Genomic DNA, 19,580 nt, shown 5'->3' on the forward strand with positions numbered 1-19,580 from the left:
ACGCGGTGGGGACGACAGGACAGCTTTCTGCGGTGCCGGAGCCGAAGTACTGGCACCTGCGCACGGTGCTGCTGCGGGCCATCGACTCGGAGTTCTCCATCGGTCAGGTGCTGCCCAACGAGCGCGAGCTCTCGGCCCGCTTCGGCGTCGCCCGGGCCACGCTGCGGCAGGCGCTCGACCAGCTGGAGCTGGAGGGCCGCCTGGTGCGCCGCCGGGGGATCGGCACCCTGATCGCCGCCCCGCGGGTCGGCGTCCCGGTCAACCGGCAGGAGGAGGGCTGGCCCGGCGCCGCGCGCAGCCAGTCCTGGCGGACGCTCGACTGCACCACCGCCCCCGCCTCCGCGCAGCTGGCCAAGGGCCTGGGCATCGCCGAGGGCGCCACCGTGCACACCGTGCGCCGGGTCCGCCTGGTGGAGGGCCGCGCGGTGGCCACCGAGGCGCTGCACGTTCCGGCCGCCGCCCTGCCGCACCTGCCGGGCTTCCGCGCCGAGAGCGACCGCGCCCGTTCGGTGCTGCGCCAGCTGGAGCGCCTGGAGGTGGACGGCGAGTCCCGCTCGGTCGAGCTGGGCGTCGCCGAGGCCGAGCAGGCCGCCCTGCTGGAGCGCCCGCCCGGCGCCCCGGTCCTGGTCATGACCACCCAGTACGCCGCGGCCGGCCGGCTGGTGGCGCTGGGCGTCGCCACCTACCGGGCGGACACCTGCAAGCTGACCTTCGGCGAGGCCGGACTCGTCGAGGTCACCCCGGTCGGTGCGACGGCCGGGGTCCGCACCGCCTCCTGAACCATCTTCCGAACACCCTCAGGTCGAGGCCCGGACGCCAACTGGCGTCCGGGCCTTTGCCGTTGGCCGGCACAGCATCGGAGGCTCCGGCAGCGCGGAGGGGGAGGACGGGGTCGTGAACCTGGTCGTGGAGCTGTGGGCGAAGTCGGAGATACCGGCGTACGGCGGGCTGTTCAGGGCGGACGGAACGGTGCGGGAGGTGTTCTTCGACGGGCCCGGCTCGCTGCACCTGGAGCTGGGCGAGCCGTTCGAGGTCGGGGAGCCCAAGTACGAGCACGAGATCGACGTGGACGGCGAGGCCGAGCTGCCGGACGGGCGGGGGTTCGTCTGCTGCGGCCAGCGGGGGGCACGGGCGACGAGGGCTGCCTCGCCCGGCTCGACGGGCGGCGTCGGCTGGTGTGGGTGGTGACGTCGACCCAGGGCAACCCCTTCCTCCGGGTGTCCGTCGACTGGCCGCCGGCGCACTTCGTCAACGACTGGGGAACCACCCTCACCCTCGACCTGACCGACCCGGACTACGCGCCGTGACGGCGGAGTGGTTCCGATGACAGCCCAGCCCCCAGCCCCCGGCCCCCGGCCCCCCAGCCCCTCGGCCCCCCAGCCCCCGGGCCGGCCCCGCACCGCGCCCGACGTCAGGCCCGGGGCGGGTCCACCGCGAAGAGCTGCTCCTCGACGTGGTCCAGGGCGACGCGCAGGGCGCCCATCGCCACCACCTCCGAACCGAGGGCCGCCAGGGCGACCTCCGGGGCGCGCAGGGTGAACTGGGACAGGCGTTCGCGCAGCGGGTCCAGGACCCCGTCGAGGCCGGCCGCCCAGCCGCCGATCACCACCAGCTGCGGGTCGATGGCGAGGACCAGCGCGGCGACGCCCTGGACGAGGCGGGTGAGGAAGCGGTCCATGGCGACCTTGGCGACCTCGTCGCCCTCCCGGGCCAGCCGCAGCACGCGGGCCACGGCGGCCTCGTCCAGCGGGTTGAGGGGTTTTCCGGTGGTGGACAGCAGCCGCTCGGGGGTGACCTCCTGGCCGAGCAGGTGCAGGGCGCCGATCTCGCCGGCCGCGCCGCCGAACCCGCGGTGCAGCCTGCCACCGATGAGGGAGCCGGCGCCGGGGCTGAGGCCGGCCATCACGAAGACGACGTCGTCGGCGCCGACCGCCGCCCCCTGCCAGTGCTCGGCGATGGCGGCCAGGTTGGCGTCGTTCTCGATCAGGACCGGGCAGCGGAAGGAGCGCCGCAGCCGGGCCCCGAGGTCGAGCCCGGTCCAGCCGGGCATCGCGGTGCCCAGCTGGACGGTGCCCTCGCGGTCCACGATGCCGGGGGTGCCGATGCCGACCGACCACAGGTTGTCCCGGGAGATGCCGGCCTTGCGCAGCACCTCGGCGACGGCGGTGCGGACGGCGGCGAGCCGGTCCTCGGCGTCGAGGGTCTCGTCGACCGGCTTGAAGTGACTGCCCACCACCTCGCCGGTGAGGTCGGCCAGGATGACCCGGATGTCGTGCACGCCGATCTCGATGCCGAGGATGTGCCCGGCCTCGGCGCGGAAACGGAACCAGCGGGCCGGGCGGCCGCGGCGGCCGGGGCCCGGCTGGCCCTCCTCCCGCGGCTGCTCCACCTCGGCGACCAGCCCGGTCTCGACCAGACCCTCGATCACGCCCTCGACGGTCGGGCGGGAGAGCCCGGTCTCGCCGACGAGCTGAGTGAGGGTCACGGAGTGGCCGTTGCGCAGCGCCCGGAGCGTGACCGCCGCGTTGATCCGCCGCAGCAGCGAGGAGTCTCCTCCGGTGAGCCGATCCGCCAATGCGATGCCCTTCGCCGTTCGCGCGACTGCCCTGGCGCGCGGTGTCGAGTGCGCGGTGCCCACCGAGTGGCCCGCGGGGGTGCACCCCCGGAGAACGCGGCACGGCGGCAGGGGGCCGCCTGCGCGAGGGCCGGAGGACATGCGGAGCCTACCCGGGGACGGAGCCGGGCGGCGAGGATCCTCGCAGCTCATCCAGGCTTCGGTATCGAAATGGTACGGATCGGGTGGCGGTGCGTGATCCGGACTTCACCGCTCGGCCACGGTGGGCGGGTGGGCGAGCCGCCGGGACAGCACCGACGGGAGGGAACGCTCCGACAGCAGCGAGCCGAGGCCGCGCCGGGAGCCGGCCGACAGGACACTGAGGGTGGAGCAGGCCGAGCCGATCGAGCCGAGGGAGAGGACGGATCCGATCGAGCCGATGGACAGCACCGACCCGATCGAGCCGATGGACAGCACCGACCCGATCGAGCCGATGGACAACACCGAGCCGATCGAGCCGAGGGAGAGGACGGATCCGATCGAGCCGGTCGACAGCACCGACCCGATCGAGCCGATCGACCGGACGGACACGATGGAGCCGATCGAGCGGAGGGAGCCGATGGACCCGCGGGCGGGTCGGGCCGGAGGCGCGGAAGTGGTCATGACCCTTGAGAGTAGCCAGCCGCACCCCCGGGCGTCCGTCAGTCCACCCGGGCCGCGAACAGCCGCTGCCCCAGCAGTGCCATCGGGTGCTCGTCCTCCGGCAGGGTCAGCACGGTCGGGCAGCCCGCGGCGGTCAGTGCGGCCCGCCAGTGCTCCGCCGGGCGGGCGGTGGGGCCGTGGGCGTCGCCGGTGATCAGCAGGTCGAGCTGTTCGGCGGTGGGCGCGAGCAGCAGCAGCCGGCCGCCGGGGGAGAGCAGCCGGACCAGGGCCGTCACCTCCTGGTCCGGTTCTCCGGCCACGGTGGCGGCCACGGTCGGAGCCGGAGCCGGAGCCGAAGCAACCGTCGGAGCCGAAGCCGAAGCAACCGTCGGAGCCGGAGCAAAAGCCGGAGCAAAAGCCGGAGCCGCTGTCACCGTGGCGACGACGACGTCGTAGCGCCCGCCGTCGGGAACGGCGTGGTGCTCGACGGCGTGCCGGGGCCGAGTGGCGGCGGCGAGGGCGCGGGCGACGGCGGGTTCGCCGCCCTCGGGGTCGAGTTCGAGCACGCGCAGCGGCCCGGGCCCCTGGTGGGCTTCGGCGGTGCCGCGCACCAGCGCGCCGAGGGCGGCGCCGAGGTAGCCGAGGGCGGCGGCCCGGCGGACCGGGGTGGCGGCCGGCCGGGGGGCCTCCTGGCCGGTGATCACCCGGGGCAGCCGCAGGGCGTCGCGCCGGACCCGGGTGAGGGCGGCGGCCGGACCGAGCCCGTCGGCCCAGGTCTCGACGGCCGGGCGCCAGGTGTCGCGGACCTCGGCGGCGGCCGGGCCGGGCCGGCCGCGGAAGACCGGGCCCTGGGCGCCGCCGTCCTGGCGGGTGATCAGGCCGTTCCGGGCGAGGGCGTCCAGCCAGCGGGCGACGCGGGGGCGCTGGGCGGGGGTGACCATGGCCGCGGCGAGCACTTCGGCCTCGGGGTGGCCGCGGGCGGGGTCGGTGAGCACGCCGCTCTGCTGGAGGGTGTGCAGCAGTGCGGCGAGTACGGCCCGGTCGAGCTGGGCGCCGAAGTCGCGGACCTGCGCGGCGGTGATGCCGATGCTGTGCTTCCATGCGGCGGCCGTGGCGTTCTCGGCGTCGGCGCGCAGCCGGCGGTCGGCGGCCTCGGCGTTGCTGGCGGGGGCGCGGACGTGGGCGAGGACGGCCCCGAGGGCGTCGACGGCGGTGTAGACGTCCTCCTGTCGGGGTTCGGGGCCGACGTGCAGGACCAGGCGCAGCGCGCCGAGGTCGTGGGCGGTGAGGTCGGGTTGCCGGCTGAGGGGCCAGAGCAGGGCGGAGGGCAGGCTGAGGTGGGTGGTCCGGGCGGCGGCGACGGCCCGGAGCTGCTGGTCGGGCCGCTGGTCGGGGTCGCCGCAGTGGACGGTGCCGCCGGCCAGGAGGGTGGCGAGGGCGAGGTCGACGGCGAGGTCGGTCACGGGGTGGAGCACGGTGTGCCGGATCGGGGGCGTGCCGAGGACGCCGGCCCAGTAGCGCAGCCGCTGTTCGGCGGCCCGGGCGGCGGAGGGTGGGAGTGCGGCGTGCTCGGCGACGCGCCGGGCGAGGGCGCGGGGCAGGCCGCCCGGCGGGGAGACGCCGAGCAGCAGGCCGATGCCGCTGATCGCGCGCCCGTCGGCGACGACGGCGGGTCGGTCGCCGAGTTCGCGCAGCGCGCTGACCAGGGCGGGAGTCGTGGGCACGGTGATCACTCCGGGGTGCGGGGCGGAAACCGCACTACTGAACCATGGGGGCGGGGCGGTGAAGGCCGGTCGCAAGTCAAACTTCTGTAATGATTTTCATATCGGACAGCCAAGCTGTCGAGGTGAAGTCACCTCGAAGTGGTCGGAACTTCACATTCCGGAAGCCTCGTGCGATCCCTTGACAGGTGGTTCGGGTACTGGATCAATGGAGCGAACAGGGCTGACCGAACGATCGGTCGGTACCCCTGGCAGGGGAACTCCGGCCGAGCAGCGAAGGAGCGACGATGACCGGCACCGCACCCGTCCCGCACCGACACCTCGGGGAGCCGATCCCGCCGGAGCTCCTGGACGCCGGTGAGCGGATGACCCCGGACGAGCTGCGCGCCCACCAGCTCACCCGGCTGCGGGCCACCCTGCGGCACGCGTACGACAACGTCGAGCTCTACCGCCGCAAGTTCGACGCCGCCGGGGTCCGCCCCGAGGACTGCCGCACCCTGGACGACCTCGCCCGCTTCCCCTTCACCACCAAGGCCGACCTGCGCGAGGGCTACCCCTTCGGCATGTTCGCCGTCCCGATGGAGCAGGTCCGCCGGATCCACGCCTCCAGCGGCACCACCGGGCTGCCGACCGTGGTCGGCTACACCGACAACGACCTCTCCATGTGGGCCGACGTGGTCGCCCGCTCGATCCGCGCGGCCGGCGGCCGGCCCGGCGACAAGGTGCACATCGCCTACGGCTACGGGCTGTTCACCGGCGGCCTCGGCGCCCACTACGGCGCCGAGCGGGCCGGCTGCACCGTCATCCCGGCCTCCGGCGGCATGACGGCCCGCCAGGTGCGGCTGATCCTGGACTTCGAACCCGAGATCATCATGGTCACCCCGTCCTACCTGCTGACCCTCCTGGACGAGTTCGAGAAGCAGGGCGTCGACCCGCGCGGCACCTCGCTGCGGGTCGGCATCTTCGGGGCCGAGCCCTGGACGGAGGAGATGCGGCGCGAGATCGAGGAACGGCTCGACCTGCACGCCGTCGACATCTACGGCCTCTCCGAGGTGGTCGGCCCCGGCATCGCCCAGGAGTGCGTGGAGACCAAGGACGGGCTGCACATCTGGGAGGACCACTTCTACCCGGAGATCGTCGACCCGTTCACCGACGAGGTGCTGCCGGAGGGGGAGGGCGGCGAACTGGTCTTCACCTCGCTCACCAAGGAGGCCCTGCCGATCATCCGCTACCGCACCCGCGACCTCAGCCGGCTGCTGCCCGGCACCGCGCGGCCGGCCTTCCGCCGGATGGAGAAGGTCACCGGGCGCAGTGACGACATGATCATCCTGCGCGGGGTGAACGTCTTCCCGACCCAGATCGAGGAGATCCTGCTGCGCACCCCGGGCGTCGCGCCGCACTTCCAGCTGCGGCTCGGCCGGCAGGGGCGGCTGGACCACATGACCGTCCGGGTGGAGGCCCGGCCGGAGGCCTCCGACGAACAGCGGGCGGCGGCGCGGGCGGCGATCGTCCGCGCGGTGAAGGACGGGGTGGGGATCACCGTCGCGGCCGAGGTGGTGGACCCGTACACGCTGGAGCGCTCGGTCGGGAAGATCAAGCGGGTGGTGGACGAGCGCGGGTGAACCCGCCCGGCGCCCGGCGCCCGGCGCCCGGCGGCCCCGCAGCCCTGCCGTCGTCCCGTCGTGCGGGCGCGCGGGCGTGCGCGGGCACCCCGCGCGGGCTCTATGCTGCGGGGCATGCCGAGTGAGCTGCGCACTCTTCAGCCCGCCGAGGACCTCGCCTTCGTCCGGCGGGAGACCGAGCTGAAGCCCGTCCCCTTCGTGCCCGAGATCAGCCTGCACATGGCCGAGGACGCCATCGCCCTGTGGGAGACCACCGAGCGGGCGCGCGGGGAGGACGGGCTGCCGCCGCCGTTCTGGGCCTTCGCCTGGGCGGGCGGGGTGGCGGTCGCCCGCTACGTGCTGGACCACCCCGAACTGGTCGCCGGCCGTACGGTGTTGGACGTCGCGGCCGGCTCCGGGCTGGTCGGGGTGGCCGCCGCGCTGCGCGGGGCCACGGACGTGCGCGCCGCCGAGATCGACGCCTACGCGGTGGCCGCGATCGGGCTGAACGCCGAGGCCAACGGGGTGCGGGTGGACGGCGCCCTGGTGGACCTGGTGGACGGCGACGGCGGTCCCGCCGAGGTGGTGCTCGCGGGCGACGTCTTCTACGAACGGGCCATGGCCGCCCGCTTCCTGCCCTTCCTGGAGCGGGCCGCGGCGCGCGGCGCGACCGTGGTCGTCGGCGACCCGGGCCGGGCCTACCTGCCCCGCGAGCGGTTCACCGCGGTGGCGGCCTACCAGGTGCCGGTGGTCGCGGACCTGGAGGACACCGCGGTCAAGACCACGACGGTGTGGCGGCTCGGCTGACGGTCGAGGGTGTGGCGGCAGGGGCGCCGTCCGGACGGCCGCCGAGCGCTGGCGGCCGGTTCCGGGGCATGGTCGGCTGGGAGCGATGCGTGTGCGAACGGCATCGTCCGGCATCGTCCGGTGTCGTTCGGCACCGTTCCGGCGCACCGCCGGACCCGCTCACCCGACAGGGGACCACCATGACCACCACCGTGAACGGACTCAGGCTCGGCCCGCCCCAGGCGGTCGCCGACCTGCACGCCGGCCTGCCCGACTTCGAGCAGGCCCTCGCCTTCTACCACCAGCACCTGGCACCGGACACCGCGATCGACCTGTCCGTCGCGGAGAACGTCCTGCTGTACCACCACTCGATGCAGCGGGACGTCTTCGACAAGGTCCGGCTGATCCCCGAGGCGAACATCAAGTACATGGCCCCGGTCGGCATACCGTGGCTGCGTCAGCAGGTGGCGGACCTGCTCACCCGGGCGTTCGGCCGTACGGTCGCGATGGACGACGTGTTCGGCTGCGCCGGGGTCTCCTCCGCGCTGGAGTGCATCGCCTTCGGGCTCATGCGGCGGCAGGGGACGGGCGGCGAGCCGCTCAAGCCGGGGGACGAGGTGCTGATCCCGGCGCCGTACTGGCAGGGCTTCAACTGGTCGTTCCAGGAACGGCCCAAGCTGAAGTGCGTCCCGGTGCACCTGCCCACCCACGGCGAGGACCGCTACCGTCTCACCCTCAACCTGATCGTGAACGCCTACGAGGCGCGGAAGGAGGCGGGGCACAACCCGCGGCTGCTCGTCCTCACCAATCCGCACAACCCGTTGGGTGTCAACTACCCCAAGGAACTGCTCGACGAGATCTACGACTGGGCGCTCGCACACACCGATCTTCACATCATCTCGGACGAGATCTACTGTCATTCCCAACTCGACACCGGTACGACGCCGTTCACCAGCGCGATGGCCCTGGAGGCGTACCAGGGGCATACCGACCGGATCCACGTGGTCTGGGGCTTCGCCAAGGACTTCGGGTTGTCCGGCTTCCGCACGGGATTCGTCGTCTCGAAGAACGAGGCCGTGCACCGCGCCATGCTCGGCAGCGACGACCCGGCCGAGCAGACCCGCGCACTGCCCTGGTTCACCCCGTTCGACTCGCTGAAGACCTACGTCGTCGGGGAACTGCTCAGGACCACCGTCGAGGGGGAGCCGTACCCGGCGTACGCGATGCGCGAGTACCGCACGCTCCTGAGCACGAGCTTCCGCAGGACCAAGGCCGCCCTGGACGCCGCCGGGATCGAGTACGTCCACCGGGACGGCGACAACGCCGCGATGTTCTTCTGGCTCGACCTCAGCAGGTACCTCGGCAAGCGCGCGCCCGGCGAGCACGTCAACGGGCTGCCGGCCATCGGGCCGGACGGGCTCGATCCGAACGAGGAGTGGCTGTTCCGCTACCTCGCCGCCAAGCCCACCGAGGTCTCCCTGCTGCCCGGCGGGACCATGCACAACGCGGAGCCGGGCTTCTTCCGGCTCTGCTTCACCAGCCGGATGCCCGAGGACGTCGAGGCCGCGGTGCGGCGGCTCGCCGAGGCGCTGGCGCAGCTGAAGTAGCCGACGTAGCCGTAGCCGTGGCTGGGGCCGTGGCTGTGCGGCACCGGGCGCGCCCGGTGCCGCTTCAGCTGTTTCAGCCGTCCAGTGACTCAGCCGCGCAGGCGGGCCAACCAGGCCTCGACCTCGTCGGAGCGGCGCGGGAGGCCGGCGGAGAGGTTCTCGTTGCCGTCCTCGGTGACGAGGATGTCGTCCTCGATCCGCACCCCGATGCCCCGGTACTCCTCCGGCACCGTCAGGTCGTTCTCCTGGAAGTAGATGCCCGGCTCGACGGTGAGCACCATGCCCGCCACGAGCGGGCCGTCGACGTGCTCCTCGGTGCGGGAGTGGGCGCAGTCGTGGACGTCGATGCCCAGCATGTGCCCGGTGCCGGCCAGGGTGAAGCGGCGGTGCAGGCCCAGCTCGTACACCTTGTCCGCGCTCAGGTCGCCGAACAGGCCCCAGGAGGTGAGGTGCTCGGCGAGTTCGCGCTGGGCGGCACGGTGGAAGTCGCGGAACTGCCCGCCCGGCCGCACGGCCGCGATGCCGGCCTCCTGGGCCGCGTACACGGCGTCGTAGACCTTGCGCTGCAGCTCGGTGAAGCGGCCGCTGACCGGCAGGGTGCGGGTGACGTCGGCGGTGTAGAGGTGGTTGGTCTCCACGCCCGCGTCGAGCAGCAGCAGGTCGCCGGGCCGGGCGTGCCCGCTGTTGCGCACCCAGTGCAGGGTGGTCGCGTGCGGGCCGGCCGCGGCGATGGTGCTGTAGCCCACGTCGTTGCCCTCGACCCGGGCCCGGACGAAGAAGGTGCCCTCGATCAGCCGCTCGGCGGTCTCGGTGTCGGTGCCGAGGACGCGCACCACGTCCTCGAAGCCGCGGGCGGTGGCGGCGCAGGCGAAGCGCAGCTCCTCGATCTCGAACGCGTCCTTGACCAGGCGCAGCCCGGACAGGAAGACCTCGAACTCCTCGTCCCGCTCGGCGACCGCCCGGTCCGCGAGGGCCTCCTCCACGCCCGCGTCGTGGCGGCGCAGCACCCGCGCCGGGCCGGTGGCGGCGCGCAGGTCCGCGCGGACGGCGCGCACGTCCCGGCAGGGCAGGCCGAACAGCCGCTCGCTCTCGGTCAGGCTGTTGCGGCGGCCGTCCCACAGCTCGCCGTGGCCGTCCAGCCAGAACTCGCCGTTGTCGACGCGGGAGCGGTCGCGCAGGTAGAGCACGGCCTCGTGGCCGCCGGCGCCGGTCGGGGTGAGCACCAGGACGCCGTCCTGGGACTGGTCGCCGGTCAGGTAGGCGTAGTCGGAGGAGGGGCGGAACGGGTAGTCGGTGTCGTTGGCCCGGACCTTGGGGTTGCCGGCCGGGACCACCAGCAGCTCGCCGGGGAAGGCGGCGGACAGCTCCGCGCGGCGGCGGGCGGTGTGTGCGGCCTGGGGGACGGGCTCCAGGGCGGTGCGCTCGGTGTCGGCCCAGCCCTGCGTCATGCTCTCCGCGAGCTCGTCCGTGACCCCGCGGGTCAGGCCGTTCTTCCGGTACTTGATGGTCTCGGCGGGCTCGGTGGTCTCGGCGGGCTCGGCGGGCTCGGTCACTGAGGTCTCCTGGTGAGGGTGAGGGAAGCGCGGTGCTTCGCTACGCTTCCCCGTCCGTCGGTGTGCGTCCCGTACGGTATATCGAACAGTGCCGGGTGAGAAGAGGTCGAGAGTGAACGATGCCGAGGAATCCGTCCGGGGCGTCCTCGCCGCCAACCTGAAGCGGGTGCGCGCCCAGCGCGGACTGTCGCTGTCCGAGCTGTCCCGGCAGGCCGGGGTCGGGAAGGCGACGCTGTCCCAGCTGGAGTCCGGGGCCGGGAACCCGACGCTGGAGACGGTGCTCGGGCTCTCCCGGGTGCTCGGCGTGCCGATCTCCGACCTGGTCGAGGGCCGGCCGGGCGGCGAGGTCACGGTGGTGCGCGCGGCCGAGACCGAGGTGCTCAGCGGGCGGGGCGTCGACCTGCGCCCGCTGCGCCGGATCGAGTCCGGGGACGCGGTGTTCGAGCTGTACGACCAGGTGGTGCGCACCGGAGCCGCCCAGGACTCCGGGGGGCACACCGGCACCGAGCACACCGTGGTCCAGACCGGTCGGCTGGGCGTGCGGGTCGACGGGCGCGAGATCGAACTCGGCCCCGGCGACTACATCGGCTTCGACGCGGCGCTGCCGCACGCCTACACCGCGCTGGACGGCGACCAGGTCCGCTCGGTGCTGGTGCTGCAGTACCGGGCCGAGCAGCACGGCCACCTCGCGGAACCGGTCCGGCCGGCGTCGTGGGGGCTCTGGCACTGAGCGGGCGGAACGGGTTCGGCCGCGCTGCCCGGTCGTTCGGAATACCGAACGGTTGATCCGTCCGTCATGATGATCACCATGACGGACGCACTCACCTGGCTCGCCGAACCCCAGTCGATCGCCTACGGCGGCTACAGCGTGGTCCTGGCCCGCGGCCTGGAGCCCGAGGAGCTCGTGGCCCGGATCGCCGAGGAACTCCCGGGGTGCACCGCGCGCCCGCTCGGCGAACTCACGGCGGACGACCTGGTCGAGGAGTACGAACTCGAATTCCCCGGCGACGTCGAGGACATCGGGCTGCGCCACGGGCGCACCGGCGACCTCGCCTTCGCGGTGGTGTACGGCTACTGGCAGGGCGAGCTGAGTGTGCCGCCGTCCGCCTCGCGCGGCGGCGCCGAGGTCTACCACCTGGAGTTCGAGGAGGAGAACGGCAAACCGGTGCCGCCGTTCTTCCGCGGCTACCGGGACGGCCGGGAGACCTGCTTCCTCAACCTCCACCTGGACGCCAGCTGGGGCCCCGACGGCGTCCTGGGCGAGCCCGCCACCGTCGCCGCCCTGACGGCCGACCTGGCCGCCGCCGGGCTGCCCGACCACGACCGGGAGAACGACGACCTCCACCGCACCTGCCTGGAGGTGCTCGGCCGCCACTTCGGCCTCACCCTCCCGCGGGCCCTGGTGCTGGACGGCGCGCTCCCGGCGGTCCTGCTGGAGACCGACTGACGGGGCGGCCGGGCGACCGGTCGGCGCCGTTCCGCCGCGTTCCGCGGCGAGGCGCCGCCGGCGGGAGCCCTTGAGGGACGCCCCGTGCCCCGCCCCCCGGTGCCCCGCGGCCGTCCCGTCAGCGGTCGGCGGTGCGCAGGTCCAGGAGGTACCGGTCCGACCGGGTGCCGTCCCCGCGGTGCGTCCGCCGGTCGAGGAGGAACCCCGCCCGGTGCGCCACCGCGGCGGAGGCGGTGTTCTCCGGCTCCACCTGGATCACCGCCTCCACGCCGCCCTCGGCGGCCGCGTACCGGGCGGCCAGGAGGACCGCCCGGGTCGCCAGGCCCCGCCCCCTCCAGGACGGGTAGAGGCCGTACGCGATGTTCACCTGGCCGGGAGCCAGGCCTTCCCCCGCGAACCGCAGGTCGACCGTCCCCGCGAGCACCTCGCCCGGCTCCACGCGGATGCCGAACGCGCGGAGCGGCCCGGAGGCCTCCCACTGTTCCCGGCAGTGGCGGAGGTACGTCTCGACGCCCTCCCGTGTGCCGGGGCCGCCGTTGAGCCAGCGGACGAGCGCCTCGTCCTCGCCCAGGAGATGGGCCTCGGCATCGTCCGGGGACAGTGGGGACAGGGTGACGACGCCGTCGGACGGCTTCACTTCCTCCATGCGGTGATTGTCGACACGGCCGCCCGCCCCGCGCCAACGGTTTGCTGGAGAACGACGGCGGGGCCGGCCGGCCGGGGCTCCGGCCGGCCGCCCCCTGCCCCGCCCCTGCACCCCCCGGCGGCCACTGAGGAGGGGCACGCCGAGCGGGGCGGGGATGTCGAAGGAGTGGTCGGCGCTGTTGCCGTTGTAGCAGTCGTGCGGGCCGGTGAAGGTCACGGACTCGTCCTCGAAGAAGAAGTCCTGGTGGATCGTCCCCAGGACGACCAGGTTGGAGGGGCTGCTGGAACCGTTCAGCTCCTCGGTGACCCCGGTGACGCCGGTGACCCCGGTGACCCCGGTGACCCGGTGACCCCGGCGTCCCGGGCGGCCGCGGCGGCGGTCAACGGAGCGTCGACGACCCGCCCGCCGGTGGCGAACTTGATGGCCTCCCGGTAGCCGCCGAAGCACGTCGACTGCCCGCCCTCCGCGCTCACCACGCAGTTCCGGGCCGAGCCGCCGGCCGCCGCGGGCCGGGCGACGGCCGTGCCCGCGCCGGACAGAGGCAGCGAGACTGCCGCCGCTGCGAGGACGGCACCGGCGTGCTTGAAGGAGCGGGTCATCGTTGATCAACTCCTGTTCCAGATGGGTGACTTGTCGATCTTCCGCTCTCACCGGAGCGCCTGACACCGATTCCGTGCCAGGCGGGTGGGTGAGGAGAATCCAGAGATCTGGGACGTGCACGTGTCACCCGTCGGCGCGACGGCCCGTTCGGGCGCGGGAGCCGTCGGCGCGGACGTCGAGGTGTGCGGCCCGAAGCCCGTGCCGGGCCCCGGGGCGTCAATCGGCCGTTCGGGTATCCGCCCCGAGGCGCGAACGGTGCGGGAACGGTCCGTGAATTGTTCCCCGGTCGGGTGAACTGCACAGCCGCCCCCCGGGGCCCTGCGGGCATCATGGGCCGCGACACGGGACCTCGCGGAACAGGGAGTCGACCGATGGGAAGGCCGATGGCGGAGTTCGGCTGCGCGAAGTGCTACGGCGAGGACGAGCGGGCCGTGTGGGGCCGGCAGCGGGAGGGCTTCGAACACGAGGCGGAGGTGGTGGGCGGCTCGCGCTTCGCCGTCAACCTGCGGCGCTGCCTGGGGTGTTCGCAGCAGTTCGTGTGGATCTTCACCGAGGTCGTCGACTGGATGGGCGGGGACGACGCCCAGTACGTGACGATCATGCCGGTGACGGCCGTCGAGGCGAGCGGCCTGAGAAGTGGAACGCTGCGGCCCCAGGACCTCGGCGCCCTCGGCCGCGGCCGCCGCCACCTGAACCACGACTGGCCCACCGGCGGCCCGGCGCGGCTGCAGTGGCGCTCCGGCCGCTTCCTGGTCACCGAAGGGCGGTAGCCCCTCCGTCCGGTGCTCGGAGCGGTGCGGCGGCTGTCGCGATCCGGGTGCTCGCTACTTCCGTCGACCGGGGCGGTGGGCGAGCTTCTTCTCCGCCTTGAGTAACAGGGGGAGCAGGGCGTAGACGACGACCGGGACGACGAGACCGGTCATGACCAGGGTCCGCAGCACCAGCGGCAGGCGCCCGAGGTGGGGGCCGAGCAGGGCGAAGGCGGCGGTGATGGTCGGGTAGACGGCGAGCCAGGTGAGCAGTGCCCGGCGGTGCACGGACGGGGCGGCCGGGGCCGGTGCGGTGATGCTGTCGGTGTTCAAGGCGGTTTCCTCCCGTGAGTGAGCGGCTGGAGGCTTTGGATGCCCAAAACTCCAACCCGTCGGTTGGAGTTTGGCAGGCGCGCAGGCGGATGTCCAACCCTTTGGTTGGAGATTCGCGCTATGGTGATGCCATGGCCTGGGACACCGCACGCACGCAGCAACTCCTCCTCGACGCCGCCGTCGAGGAGTTCGCCGAATCCGGCCCGGACGGTGCCCGGATCGCCCGCGTCGCCACCCGGGCGGGAGTGAACAAGGAGCGGATCTACCAGTACTTCGGCAGCAAGGAGCAGCTCTTCGCCGCGGTGCTGGCGTCCGAACTCGGCAAGCTGGCGGAAGCGGTGCCGCTCACCCCGGTGCCGGGGCTGGAGCTCGGCGACTACGCCGGACGCGTCTTCGACTACCACTCGGCCAACCCGCACTTCTCGCGCCTGCTGGCCTGGGAAGGGCTGCAGCGCGGCACGGAGTCCCAGGCGCTGGCCGCGGAGCCCGAACGCACCGCGCACTACGGAGAGAAGGTCGCCGTCCTCGCGGCCGCGCAGCGGGCGGGCGAGCTGGCCGACGATGTGGATCCGGGACGGCTGATGTTCGCGGTGATCGGCCTGGTGAACGCGTGGTTCACGCTCCCGCAGATGGTGCGGTTGCTCCTCTCCGGCGCGACCGACCCGGCGGCGGACCGGGAGGCGCTGGTCACCCTGGTGCGCCGCCTGACGAGGCCTGTGGCGGCGTGAACGGGCGGAGTGGTGCCTCGCCCGGAGCGGGCGAGGCCCACTCCGTCACAACTTCTCAGATACTGCCGAACTCGCCGGCGGAGGTGGCGGAGATGAAGGCGGTGAAGGCCATGGGGGAGACGGCGAGATGGGCGCCCGGGGTCTTGGTGTCGCCGATGAGGACCAGGTCGTGGGTGGCGAGGAAGCTGGTGGCTACCTGTACGCAGTCGCCGTCGCCCTGGGGATCGCTGTAGGTCGACTTGAACCAGTGGGCAGTGGAGGGGTCCAGGGCCGAATCATGTGGGGTCATTCCGGGGATCCTCCGATGCTCTCTGCAGCCACGCCAACGACTCATCAGGCGTAAGGGCGACTGTTCGGAGCGTATCGTAGATCAGTGCCAAATCGGTCACCTGGTCTGGGGCCTCGATGAGTTGGCCCGACTGCAGTCCCTCCAAGTAGGCGACCCGAGGGGCGTCGTCGAAGTGGAGAAGGGTCAGCGAACCGCCGATGGCGCCGTGACCTCGATCGATGGGCAGGATCTGTACGGCAGCGTTCCTGCCCTGTGCGATGGCGATCACATGCCTGATCTGATCGCGGGTGATCTCAGGGCTGCCGACGACCCGGCGGGCAGCTGCTTCGTCCAGAACGACCCAGATGAATGGAGGCGTGGGGCCATGGAGGATCTGCTGTCGAGCCTTACGACGGTTCCAGCGTTCCCGGATTTCCTGGTCGGACGCCCGGGGGCGACCCAGTCGTAGGAGAGCCAGGCCGTAGTTCTCGGTTTGCCACAAGCCCGGAATCGACAGCGAGAACTTCAGATGGGTGTTCGCGGCCGGTTCGAGTGTCATATAGCGCCGCGACCAATCCGGAAAGGCCTCGCTGCTCACGAGGGGGAAGAACCGGGTGAAGAAGCCCTCGGAAGAGGGAAGCGCAGTGTCGAGCAGTGGGGGGAGATCCGGCGGTGGAGTCCGGTGTGCAGCCTCGATGTTGGCCATGTGGGACTTGCTGTAGCGAACCTGCTCGGCCAGATCGGCAATGGACAATCCGGCGCAGGTTCGGTGGTGCCGGATCTCTGACCCGAAGAAGTGTCGGGCGGAGCGGCCGGGGGTGAGGTCGCGAGGCTGGGCAGACATCTGAGGCCTCCGGATGTCTTCAACAGGGGTGGGGACATGCCGCTTCTTCACAAGCGTAGCCCGAGGCGTGACGCTTGAATCACAAACGGTGACAGCCGAATCCGGCGAACACCTCAGTGGAGCGGCAAATATGACCAACAATCAATCTGCTGAAAGCCTCATCCTGCGGCGGAACTTTCCGCCCTGCCGCTGCGCGCAGTGCGGCGACTCCGTCCCCGAGGCGCGGGTGAGCGCTTCCGCCTTGACCCCCGCGGCGCCGCCCGCGCGGCGGGTGGCGCCGCCGACCGACCCCTACCGCCCCTCCGCCGTCGGTGAGCGGGTCTTCGATGTCCGCTCCGGCCGCTGGGCCGCCTTCATGGGGTGGCAGCAGGGCCGTGCCTACCTCCGGTCCCTCAACGGCGGCATCGAGTGGGACGCCGAAGCGCGTTGGATCACCAACACCGAACAGTGAGATGCCCGATGACCAGCATGATCGACAAGATCACGGCCGAGGATCGTCGCACCGCGGCCGACGTCCTCGACGACCTCCAGGCCGTCCTGAACGCCGCCGACGTGAAACTCCCGTCCCTCGGGATCGACTGGCGCTCGGCCAAGGCCACCGGCGTCGTCCTGATCGACCTCGGGGCCGCCCGGCCGGACGTCATCGAGCGGCTGGTCGTCGTCCTCCGCAGAGGTATGCGGCCGTCGCCGCCGCCGGCGTGATCGTCGTCGGGAGTCTCGCGGTCGCCGCCGTCGCCGCCTTCATGATTCCCGAGGGCGTACCGATCACGGCGAGTGCCATGGTGTTCGTCCTCGTCTTCCTCGCATCCTCTACGGGCGGATTCGCCTTCGCCGCAGGGTGGATGAGGGCGCACACGTAGCAGCGCGGGCTTCGAGCGCCCTCGAAGCCCGCGCCGACTCGCGAATTCCCGCCCCCTCAGGTGCCGTTGAGGGCGTAGCTGCGGAAGGTCGCCAGCAGCGGCAGCACCTCGGTCTTGCTGGGGTCCTCGGTGACGGCCCGCATCGCGTCGATCACGGTGTGGGCGATGATCTTCGTCACCGAGAGGTCCTCCGCCGGGGCGAGGGTGCCCCAGGCCTTCAGGGTCTGGGTCAGCAGGGCGCTCATCCGGGCGCCGATGTTGGAGCTGACGGCGTCGGAGATCTCGGCGATCTCCTCGTCGCTCATGGTGGCGCGCAGCCCGAAGGCGAGCGCCATCAGGGTATCCATGGCGTGCTCGCCGTACGCGGCGACCAGTGCCGGCAGCGGCCGTTCACCGGTGCCGCCCGCCGCCAGGGCGAACAGCGCCTCGTCGTCGTCCTTCCACGCCGCCTCCAGGGCGGCCAAGGCCCGCAGGGCCTCGTCTGCGGTGAGCCCGTCTGTCATGGAAAGAACGGTATTGAGCCGTCCCGGCTTCCGACAGGGGCGGAAGCCGGGATCACCCCTTCGAGCGAAGCGGGGTCGATTCGGGCCGGTGGGCGTGCGCGAAGTGCTCCGCGTCCCAGCTGCCGCCCAGCTCAGGGGCCAGCGAGGCGTACGCGAGGGTGGCGAAGTCCTCGACCCTGCCCGCTCGTTCCGGCAGGGCGCCGAGCAGTGGGGCGCCGGCGGAGCGGGGCAGGTCGGCCAGGTTGCAGCGCTCGGCGAGGCCGGGTTCGGCGGGCCAGGAGCCGACGAGCACGCCCGCGAGCGGCAGGCCCCGGGCCGCCAGGGCCTCCGCGGTGAGGGAGACGATGTTGAGCGTCCCGAGCCCGGCGGAGGCGATCAGCAGGACCTCGGCCGGAAGGCCGGCGTCGAGCACCGCCCGGGCCTGGTCGGCGAGCGTGCGGCCCTCGTCGTCGTAGCGGACCAGCAGCCCGCCCGCGCCTTCCACCAGGACCAGGTCGTGTGTGGAAGCCAGCTCGGCGACCTCGGACACCACGTCGGCGGGGGAGAGGTACGGCATCCCGGCCCGTCGGGCGGCGGTGTCGGGCGCCAGCGGCTCGGGGTAGCGCACCAGCTCACGGATCGTCAGCTCGCCCGCCAGGCGCCGGACTTCGGCGGCGTCGCCGGGCTCGTCGGCCGTCACGCCGGTCTGCCCGGGCTTGAGAACGGCGACCTTCCGTCCGGCCCGCAGTGCCGCCGAGGCGAGTGCCGCGGTGGCGACGGTTTTGCCGACGTCGGTGTTGGTCCCCGTCACGAACAGGATGCGCGCGCTCATCCCTTCACCGCCGCGGCGGTCACGGCGGCAGCGATCCGTGCCACGTCCTCGTCCTCCGTCACATAGGGGGGCATGGTGTAGATCAGGTCCCGGAACGGCCGCAGCCACACGCCTTCGCGCGCCGCCGCCTCGGTGGCCGCCGGGACGTTCACCGGGTGGTCCAACTGCACGACGCCGATGGCCCCTTGGACCCGTACGTCGAGTACGCCGGGGACGTCGGCGGCCGCCGCGAGACCCTCGGCCAGCCCGGTCTCGATCCGCTTCACCTCCGTCGACCAGTCCTGCCCGAGCAGCAGCTCCAGCGAGGCGTTGGCGACCGCGCAGGCCAGCGGGTTGCCCATGAACGTGGGCCCGTGCGCGAGCACCGGCACCTCGCCGCGGCTGATCCCGTCCGCGACCTCGCCGGTGCACAGGGCGGCGGCCAGCGTCAGGTAGCCGCCGGTCAGTGCCTTGCCCAGGCACATCACGTCCGGCGAGACCCCCGCGTGGTCGGCGGCGAACAGGGCGCCGCTGCGCCCGAAGCCGGTGGCGATCTCGTCGAAGACCAGCAACACCCCGTAGCGGTCGCACAGTTCGCGCAGCATCCGCAGGTAGGCGGGGGAGTGGAAGCGCATCCCGCCCGCGCCCTGGACCACCGGCTCGACGATGACGGCGGCCAGCTCGTCGGCGTGACGCGCCATCAACTCCTCGAACCGTGCGGCGTATTCGGGGTCGATCGGAGCATCGAACCCGGCCGGCGGCTCCGGGGCGAACAGCTGGCCGGGCAGCACCCCGCCCCAGAGGTGGTGCATCCCGCCGTCCGGGTCGCACACCGACATCGGGTGGAAGGTGTCCCCGTGGTAGCCGCCGCGCCAGGTGAGCAGCCGGCGCTTGGCCGGCCGCCCGGTGGACTGCCAGTACTGGAGGCACATCTTCATCGCGACCTCGACGGCCACCGAGCCCGAGTCGGCGAGGAAGACGTGCCGCAGCGGCTCCGGGGTGATCTCCACCAGCCTGGCGGCCAGCCGGACGGCGGGCTCGTGGGTGAGCCCGCCGAACATCACATGGCTCATCCGCCCCAGCTGCTCGCGCACCGCCTCGTCCAGCACCGGGTGCCGGTAGCCGTGGATCGCCGCCCACCAGGACGACATCCCGTCGACCAGCTCGCGCCGCCCGCCCGCGACCGGCTCGGCCAGGCGCAGCCGCACCCCGGAGGCGGACTCGACCACGTACGGGGTGACGGTCCCGGGCATCGGCCCGTACGGGTGCCACACGTGGGCGCGGTCGAGGGCGAGCAGGTCGGCCGCGGACGGCTGGAGCATGGTGCGTTCTCCGGAGGGTCGGAACT

24 protein-coding genes are annotated in these 19,580 nt (G+C 72.9%); 13 read left to right on the forward strand and 11 right to left on the reverse strand.

Annotated features, from left to right (window positions below; genetic code table 11):
* Positions 1 to 5 precede the first annotated feature (5 nt).
* The 3 genes from ACZ6EM_RS07700 (at position 6) to ACZ6EM_RS07710 (ending at position 1,307) form a co-directional block, all read left to right on the forward strand.
* The gene (locus tag ACZ6EM_RS07700) at positions 6 to 779 is read left to right on the forward strand and encodes a GntR family transcriptional regulator (RefSeq protein WP_401055141.1); all 774 of its coding nucleotides are present in this window, start codon (positions 6 to 8) and stop codon (positions 777 to 779) included.
* 115 nt (positions 780 to 894) lie between these two features.
* Positions 895 to 1,188 (forward strand): hypothetical protein, encoded by a 294-nt coding sequence (locus ACZ6EM_RS07705; RefSeq protein WP_465771966.1) that lies wholly within the window; start codon positions 895 to 897, stop codon positions 1,186 to 1,188.
* Positions 1,185 to 1,307, forward strand: a complete 123-nt coding sequence (locus tag ACZ6EM_RS07710; protein ID WP_465771967.1) for a hypothetical protein — start codon at positions 1,185 to 1,187, stop codon at positions 1,305 to 1,307. The genes ACZ6EM_RS07705 and ACZ6EM_RS07710 overlap by 4 nt, the downstream gene beginning before the upstream one ends.
* A gap of 104 nt (positions 1,308 to 1,411) precedes the next feature.
* Here ACZ6EM_RS07710 and ACZ6EM_RS07715 read toward each other — a convergent pair whose 3' ends face one another.
* From ACZ6EM_RS07715 to ACZ6EM_RS07725, 3 genes are all read right to left on the reverse strand, one after another.
* A complete protein-coding gene (locus ACZ6EM_RS07715) occupies positions 1,412 to 2,575 on the reverse strand; it encodes an ROK family protein (RefSeq protein ID WP_359899623.1) in 1,164 nt (387 codons plus the stop codon).
* A 246-nt stretch (positions 2,576 to 2,821) separates the two neighbouring features.
* On the reverse strand, positions 2,822 to 3,217 hold the full coding sequence (locus tag ACZ6EM_RS07720; protein ID WP_465771968.1) for a hypothetical protein: 396 nt from the start codon (positions 3,215 to 3,217) through the stop codon (positions 2,822 to 2,824).
* Positions 3,218 to 3,255: 38 nt separating this feature from the next.
* Entirely contained in the window at positions 3,256 to 4,920 is a 1,665-nt protein-coding gene (locus ACZ6EM_RS07725; protein ID WP_465771969.1) for a hypothetical protein, read from the reverse strand.
* Positions 4,921 to 5,204: 284 nt separating this feature from the next.
* Between ACZ6EM_RS07725 and paaK the strand changes: the two genes are divergently transcribed.
* From paaK to ACZ6EM_RS07740, 3 genes are all read left to right on the forward strand, one after another.
* Positions 5,205 to 6,539 (forward strand): phenylacetate--CoA ligase PaaK, encoded by a 1,335-nt coding sequence (gene paaK / locus ACZ6EM_RS07730; RefSeq protein WP_401048783.1) that lies wholly within the window; start codon positions 5,205 to 5,207, stop codon positions 6,537 to 6,539.
* A 114-nt stretch (positions 6,540 to 6,653) separates the two neighbouring features.
* Entirely contained in the window at positions 6,654 to 7,325 is a 672-nt protein-coding gene (locus tag ACZ6EM_RS07735; protein WP_380631234.1) for a class I SAM-dependent methyltransferase, read from the forward strand.
* A gap of 179 nt (positions 7,326 to 7,504) precedes the next feature.
* Positions 7,505 to 8,911 (forward strand): pyridoxal phosphate-dependent aminotransferase, encoded by a 1,407-nt coding sequence (locus ACZ6EM_RS07740; protein WP_465771970.1) that lies wholly within the window; start codon positions 7,505 to 7,507, stop codon positions 8,909 to 8,911.
* A gap of 89 nt (positions 8,912 to 9,000) precedes the next feature.
* On the opposite strand, the gene ACZ6EM_RS07745 is transcribed toward ACZ6EM_RS07740, so the two are convergent.
* Positions 9,001 to 10,464, reverse strand: a complete 1,464-nt coding sequence (locus tag ACZ6EM_RS07745) for an aminopeptidase P family protein (RefSeq protein ID WP_465771971.1) — start codon at positions 10,462 to 10,464, stop codon at positions 9,001 to 9,003.
* Between the two features lie 112 nt (positions 10,465 to 10,576).
* On the opposite strand from ACZ6EM_RS07745, the gene ACZ6EM_RS07750 reads away from it, so the two are divergent.
* The gene (locus ACZ6EM_RS07750) at positions 10,577 to 11,194 is read left to right on the forward strand and encodes a helix-turn-helix domain-containing protein (protein WP_401048778.1); all 618 of its coding nucleotides are present in this window, start codon (positions 10,577 to 10,579) and stop codon (positions 11,192 to 11,194) included.
* A 78-nt stretch (positions 11,195 to 11,272) separates the two neighbouring features.
* Positions 11,273 to 11,911: a hypothetical protein gene (locus ACZ6EM_RS07755; RefSeq protein ID WP_465771972.1), complete on the forward strand. Its 639-nt coding sequence runs from the start codon at positions 11,273 to 11,275 to the stop codon at positions 11,909 to 11,911.
* Between the two features lie 118 nt (positions 11,912 to 12,029).
* On the opposite strand, the gene ACZ6EM_RS07760 is transcribed toward ACZ6EM_RS07755, so the two are convergent.
* Positions 12,030 to 12,557, reverse strand: a complete 528-nt coding sequence (locus tag ACZ6EM_RS07760; protein WP_465771974.1) for a GNAT family N-acetyltransferase — start codon at positions 12,555 to 12,557, stop codon at positions 12,030 to 12,032.
* Positions 12,558 to 12,762: 205 nt separating this feature from the next.
* Here ACZ6EM_RS07760 and ACZ6EM_RS07765 point away from each other — a divergent pair, with 205 nt between their 5' ends.
* Entirely contained in the window at positions 12,763 to 12,906 is a 144-nt protein-coding gene (locus ACZ6EM_RS07765) for a hypothetical protein (RefSeq protein ID WP_465771975.1), read from the forward strand.
* Positions 12,907 to 13,528: 622 nt separating this feature from the next.
* Positions 13,529 to 13,927 (forward strand): hypothetical protein, encoded by a 399-nt coding sequence (locus ACZ6EM_RS07770; RefSeq protein WP_465771977.1) that lies wholly within the window; start codon positions 13,529 to 13,531, stop codon positions 13,925 to 13,927.
* A gap of 54 nt (positions 13,928 to 13,981) precedes the next feature.
* On the opposite strand, the gene ACZ6EM_RS07775 is transcribed toward ACZ6EM_RS07770, so the two are convergent.
* Positions 13,982 to 14,239, reverse strand: a complete 258-nt coding sequence (locus tag ACZ6EM_RS07775) for a putative antibiotic biosynthesis monooxygenase (RefSeq protein WP_465771978.1) — start codon at positions 14,237 to 14,239, stop codon at positions 13,982 to 13,984.
* Between the two features lie 131 nt (positions 14,240 to 14,370).
* Between ACZ6EM_RS07775 and ACZ6EM_RS07780 the strand changes: the two genes are divergently transcribed.
* Complete coding sequence (locus ACZ6EM_RS07780) at positions 14,371 to 14,967, forward strand: TetR/AcrR family transcriptional regulator (RefSeq protein ID WP_465771979.1); 597 nt, start codon at positions 14,371 to 14,373, stop codon at positions 14,965 to 14,967.
* 55 nt (positions 14,968 to 15,022) lie between these two features.
* On the opposite strand, the gene ACZ6EM_RS07785 is transcribed toward ACZ6EM_RS07780, so the two are convergent.
* Both ACZ6EM_RS07785 and ACZ6EM_RS07790 read right to left on the reverse strand, forming a co-directional pair.
* Positions 15,023 to 15,256 carry a DUF397 domain-containing protein gene (locus tag ACZ6EM_RS07785; protein WP_465771980.1) on the reverse strand — a complete coding sequence of 78 codons (234 nt, stop codon included), beginning with the start codon at positions 15,254 to 15,256 and terminating at the stop codon, positions 15,023 to 15,025.
* Positions 15,243 to 16,079: a helix-turn-helix domain-containing protein gene (locus ACZ6EM_RS07790; protein WP_465771981.1), complete on the reverse strand. Its 837-nt coding sequence runs from the start codon at positions 16,077 to 16,079 to the stop codon at positions 15,243 to 15,245. The genes ACZ6EM_RS07785 and ACZ6EM_RS07790 overlap by 14 nt, the downstream gene beginning before the upstream one ends.
* A 130-nt stretch (positions 16,080 to 16,209) precedes the next feature.
* Between ACZ6EM_RS07790 and ACZ6EM_RS07795 the strand changes: the two genes are divergently transcribed.
* Positions 16,210 to 16,530, forward strand: a complete 321-nt coding sequence (locus ACZ6EM_RS07795; RefSeq protein WP_465771982.1) for a hypothetical protein — start codon at positions 16,210 to 16,212, stop codon at positions 16,528 to 16,530.
* An 8-nt stretch (positions 16,531 to 16,538) separates the two neighbouring features.
* The gene (locus ACZ6EM_RS07800) at positions 16,539 to 16,781 is read left to right on the forward strand and encodes a hypothetical protein (protein ID WP_465771983.1); all 243 of its coding nucleotides are present in this window, start codon (positions 16,539 to 16,541) and stop codon (positions 16,779 to 16,781) included.
* A gap of 214 nt (positions 16,782 to 16,995) precedes the next feature.
* On the opposite strand, the gene ACZ6EM_RS07805 is transcribed toward ACZ6EM_RS07800, so the two are convergent.
* Genes ACZ6EM_RS07805 through ACZ6EM_RS07815 form a run of 3 tightly spaced genes read right to left on the reverse strand, consistent with a single transcriptional unit; the run spans position 16,996 to position 19,554 of the window.
* On the reverse strand, positions 16,996 to 17,442 hold the full coding sequence (locus ACZ6EM_RS07805) for a hypothetical protein (RefSeq protein ID WP_359913369.1): 447 nt from the start codon (positions 17,440 to 17,442) through the stop codon (positions 16,996 to 16,998).
* Positions 17,443 to 17,494: 52 nt separating this feature from the next.
* On the reverse strand, positions 17,495 to 18,253 hold the full coding sequence (bioD, locus tag ACZ6EM_RS07810) for a dethiobiotin synthase (RefSeq protein ID WP_465771984.1): 759 nt from the start codon (positions 18,251 to 18,253) through the stop codon (positions 17,495 to 17,497).
* Positions 18,250 to 19,554 (reverse strand): adenosylmethionine--8-amino-7-oxononanoate transaminase, encoded by a 1,305-nt coding sequence (locus ACZ6EM_RS07815; RefSeq protein WP_465771986.1) that lies wholly within the window; start codon positions 19,552 to 19,554, stop codon positions 18,250 to 18,252. Before ACZ6EM_RS07815 ends, bioD begins: the two co-directional genes overlap by 4 nt.
* Positions 19,555 to 19,580 lie beyond the last annotated feature (26 nt).

Source organism: Kitasatospora sp. NPDC041917 (genome assembly GCF_055589745.1).

Bases quoted from the DNA above. Each gene is read 5' to 3' on its own strand.
- ACZ6EM_RS07720 (WP_465771968.1), bottom strand. From the start codon at position 3,217: ATGACCACTTCCGCGCCTCCGGCCCGACCCGCCCGCGGGTCCATCGGC.
- paaK (WP_401048783.1), top strand. From the start codon at position 5,205: ATGACCGGCACCGCACCCGTCCCGCACCGACACCTCGGGGAGCCGATC.
- ACZ6EM_RS07735 (WP_380631234.1), top strand. From the start codon at position 6,654: ATGCCGAGTGAGCTGCGCACTCTTCAGCCCGCCGAGGACCTCGCCTTC.
- ACZ6EM_RS07740 (WP_465771970.1), top strand. From the start codon at position 7,505: ATGACCACCACCGTGAACGGACTCAGGCTCGGCCCGCCCCAGGCGGTC.
- ACZ6EM_RS07755 (WP_465771972.1), top strand. From the start codon at position 11,273: ATGACGGACGCACTCACCTGGCTCGCCGAACCCCAGTCGATCGCCTAC.
- ACZ6EM_RS07760 (WP_465771974.1), bottom strand. From the start codon at position 12,557: ATGGAGGAAGTGAAGCCGTCCGACGGCGTCGTCACCCTGTCCCCACTG.
- ACZ6EM_RS07770 (WP_465771977.1), top strand. From the start codon at position 13,529: ATGGGAAGGCCGATGGCGGAGTTCGGCTGCGCGAAGTGCTACGGCGAG.
- ACZ6EM_RS07780 (WP_465771979.1), top strand. From the start codon at position 14,371: ATGGCCTGGGACACCGCACGCACGCAGCAACTCCTCCTCGACGCCGCC.
- ACZ6EM_RS07785 (WP_465771980.1), bottom strand. From the start codon at position 15,256: ATGACCCCACATGATTCGGCCCTGGACCCCTCCACTGCCCACTGGTTC.
- ACZ6EM_RS07790 (WP_465771981.1), bottom strand. From the start codon at position 16,079: ATGTCTGCCCAGCCTCGCGACCTCACCCCCGGCCGCTCCGCCCGACAC.
- ACZ6EM_RS07795 (WP_465771982.1), top strand. From the start codon at position 16,210: ATGACCAACAATCAATCTGCTGAAAGCCTCATCCTGCGGCGGAACTTT.
- ACZ6EM_RS07800 (WP_465771983.1), top strand. From the start codon at position 16,539: ATGACCAGCATGATCGACAAGATCACGGCCGAGGATCGTCGCACCGCG.
- ACZ6EM_RS07805 (WP_359913369.1), bottom strand. From the start codon at position 17,442: ATGACAGACGGGCTCACCGCAGACGAGGCCCTGCGGGCCTTGGCCGCC.
- bioD (WP_465771984.1), bottom strand. From the start codon at position 18,253: ATGAGCGCGCGCATCCTGTTCGTGACGGGGACCAACACCGACGTCGGC.
- ACZ6EM_RS07815 (WP_465771986.1), bottom strand. From the start codon at position 19,554: ATGCTCCAGCCGTCCGCGGCCGACCTGCTCGCCCTCGACCGCGCCCAC.